Annotated in this window: 2 protein-coding genes; one reads left to right on the forward strand and one right to left on the reverse strand. The window is 42.2% G+C overall.

Going from position 1 to position 3,327, the window contains the following annotated elements; genetic code table 11:
• Window positions 1–113 precede the first annotated feature (113 nt).
• A complete protein-coding gene (locus tag R7Q47_RS23080; RefSeq protein ID WP_195723046.1) occupies window positions 114–1,652 on the reverse strand; it encodes a putative bifunctional diguanylate cyclase/phosphodiesterase in 1,539 nt (512 codons plus the stop codon).
• Between the two features lie 363 nt (window positions 1,653–2,015).
• Here R7Q47_RS23080 and R7Q47_RS23085 point away from each other — a divergent pair, with 363 nt between their 5' ends.
• The gene (locus tag R7Q47_RS23085; RefSeq protein WP_005386205.1) at window positions 2,016–3,209 is read left to right on the forward strand and encodes an acetate/propionate family kinase; all 1,194 of its coding nucleotides are present in this window, start codon (window positions 2,016–2,018) and stop codon (window positions 3,207–3,209) included.
• Window positions 3,210–3,327 lie beyond the last annotated feature (118 nt).

A 3,327-nucleotide genomic window follows, 5' to 3' on the forward strand; every position in this document is an offset into this window, starting at 1 on the left:
TTCTTTTAGTTGTTGATTTCATAACACTCTCCAATTTTGGGGGTGGAAAGTGTCAACCTTATTTAGGACGGCACACACAAAGAATTGAAAGCCGAGCAAAGCGCTCGGCTTTTTTATGCGCGTCTAATACGGTTTTGCTTTTCATCGTGTTTGTTTACCCAACTTATTACTTCGTCTAAGGGCAGGGCAGGACAGAACAAGTAACCCTGAATGATGTCACAGCCTCGACTTCTCAAAAAATGCAGTGTGTCCATGTCTTGAACGCCTTCTGCTACGACCGAATACCCTAATCCATGTGCTAGCGCAATCGTGTTCTCAACGATAGAGCGGGAGCCTTCTGTACGGCTTGCTGTGGAGAGAAATGAGCGGTCGATTTTAATTTGATCAACCGGAAGATCTCTTAACAGTGACAAAGATGAATACCCAGTGCCAAAATCATCCAAGCTGATCTTTATACCTAATCCTTTAATTTGATGAATTAAGGGGTTGAGCTCAACGACCCTATCGATCGCCATCGTTTCAGTGATCTCTAAACTTATTAGGTCAGCGAATTGCGGGTTTACTTTGAGCAAAGTTTCTAAGCGATTAAACAGCAAGTTAGATGAGAGATCTTTCGCTGATAAGTTTACGTGGACAGGAAGCTTAATGCCTTTCTCTATAAATGTTTGCAGATCCCTTTCTACTTGGTTAAGAACCCACATGGTAATGTTGTGCACCTGATTGCTACGCTCTGCGATAGGAATGAAGTCGTTGGGTGAGATCGTTTTACCATTTTCGTCATGCCAACGAATCACTGCTTCAAAACCGACAGCTAAGTTAGTGTGTGCATCAATCAACGGTTGGTAATACAACTGAAACTCTTCTTTTTCAAGCGCACATTGAATACGAGAAGATATCTCAAGTTGGTACTTAGCCCCGACGTTCATATCCTCATTATAAAACGCACAAAGATTGCCATTACGCTTGGCGTGATACATAGCGATATCTGCGTGCTTGATCAAAAGATCATTGGTTAGGGCGTCATATGGGTAGGTGCTTATACCGAAAACAACGCGGCAGGAAACTTGAAACTCATCTAAATGAAAGCGTTCAGACATTGCAGAATCTAGTTCTTCTATGAGTTTTTTACCCGTTTCCTCGCATGCAGAAGAGGTCAGGATGACAAATTCATCACCACCAACGCGGAATATCTGGTCATTGCCTTTCAGTTTCCCCTGAAGGCGTTGACCAATTTGAATAAGTAACTGGTCTCCACAAAAGTGACCCATTGCATCGTTGACTTGTTTAAAATTAACCACGTCAAAAAGGATCACCGAGAATGGGTCTCTAGATTGTATTCTGCCTTCGATAGACTCAAAGCAGTATTTACGATTAGGGAGCCCAGTAAGAGCGTCATGGACAGCATTGCGCTTCTCTCTTTCAGCAACGGTATGAAGCTCTAATATCGAATCGTTGCTCCACTTAATCACCAGCACGACAAAGATACTGCCGCCAAAAAGTATAAGAGAAACCCCCGTTTCTAGGAGAGAAGCAATAGGTTTTTGCATGATGGCGTGCAAAAAAACGGCATAAGCAAAAATGAAACAGCTGATTAACAATAATAGGAAAGTCCACCCGGTTACGTCAGTTTTCGAGCAGATGTTTTTTGTCATCTGCCATCCCCAGCAGAGCAAAATCAAACCTAAGATCACTAATAGAAATGCAATAGTGGGCACATTATTACCCCGATTTATTGATTGGTTTGTTATTTTTGTTCACCCAATAAACAACGTAGCTTATATATCTGACTTTGTACAAATTGACCTATTCATAAATTATGTTTAACAAGTGATATTTTTTAGTCTTCAAATAAAATCAAAACTTGCTACAGATCAACAAAATTTGTTCAATCAAATCGCTTTTACTAAAAGATTGTTGAAAGATTAAAAAATTATTGAATAATAGAGGGGCAAACAAGAAGTACGCAGCGCACAAGCGCTATTACAACCTCTGCTCTACAACAGGATAACTATTTCATGTCTAATTCGTTTGTACTGGTGATCAACTCTGGTAGCTCTTCATTAAAATTTGCTGTTATTGATTCTGAAACCGGTGAAGCTTTGGTATCAGGTATTGGTGAGTGTTTTGGCCTACCTGAAGCTGAAATCAGTTGGAAATATCAGGGAGAAAAAACCGTTGAAGCAATTCCAGCTGGCGGTAACCATCATCAGTACGCTGTTGAGCGAGTGGTAAAACTACTCGAAACTCTAGGTTTGAGCTCAAAATTTGTCGCTGTAGGCCATCGCATTGTCGCAGGCGGTGAAACCTTTAAAGGAACTGTGAAAGTTGATGAAACAGTTATTCAAGAAGTAGAGCGCCTTGCTGAACTTGCACCACTTCATAACAAAGCGAACGCTGAAGGCATGAGAGCGGCAATGGCGGCGTTCCCTTCACTGCCTCAATTTGCTGTATTTGACACTGCTTTCCACCAAACAATGCCAGCCAAAGCCTTTATGTACGCACTTCCTTACGAGCTTTACGAAGAGCATAAAGTGCGTCGTTACGGTGCTCACGGCACAAGCCACTACTACGTAAGCCGTGAAGCAGCGAAAATGCTAGATAAGCCGGTTGAAGAAAGCAGCTTTATCACTGTGCACTTAGGTAACGGTGCATCAGTGAGTGCGGTTAAAAATGGCGAATGTGTTGATACAAGTATGGGTTTGACGCCGTTAGCTGGCCTAATGATGGGCACTCGCTGTGGTGACCTCGACCCAAGTGTTATCGAGTTCCTTTTCCGTAAAGGCTGGGAAAAAGACGAAGTGTTCGAGATGATGAACAAGAAGTCAGGTTTCTTAGGTGTATCTGGTGTGACAAGTGATGCTCGTGGTGTACTAGAAGCAATGGAAGCGGGGAATTCACGTGCGAAGTTGGCATTTGAGATCTTCACTTACCGCGTTGCGAAGTACATTACTTCCTACCTAGCGGCTCTGGATTCATTAGACGGCATCATCTTCACTGGTGGTATTGGTGAAAACTCACTACCAATTCGTCGTGAAATCTTGAAAAACCTAAAACTGTTAGGTTTTGTTGAAGATGAGAAAGGTAACGAAGATGCAAGATTTGGTAACGCAGGTGTTATTGCAACATCTGAGTTGCTCGGTGCGAAAGCACTAGTTATTCCTACTAACGAGGAATTCGTGATAGCCAAACAATCGGTTGAGCTATTGTAATATATAACGAAAACAGAAAGTTAAAAGCGAGCCTCGTGCTCGCTTTTTTTATTTTCAGCCCTAAACCACCTACTTCAGTAGGTGGTTATCATCCGTTTCGGCTTTGCCTGTAAAACTA

It is taken from the genome of Vibrio sp. Vb0349 (genome assembly GCF_033338975.1).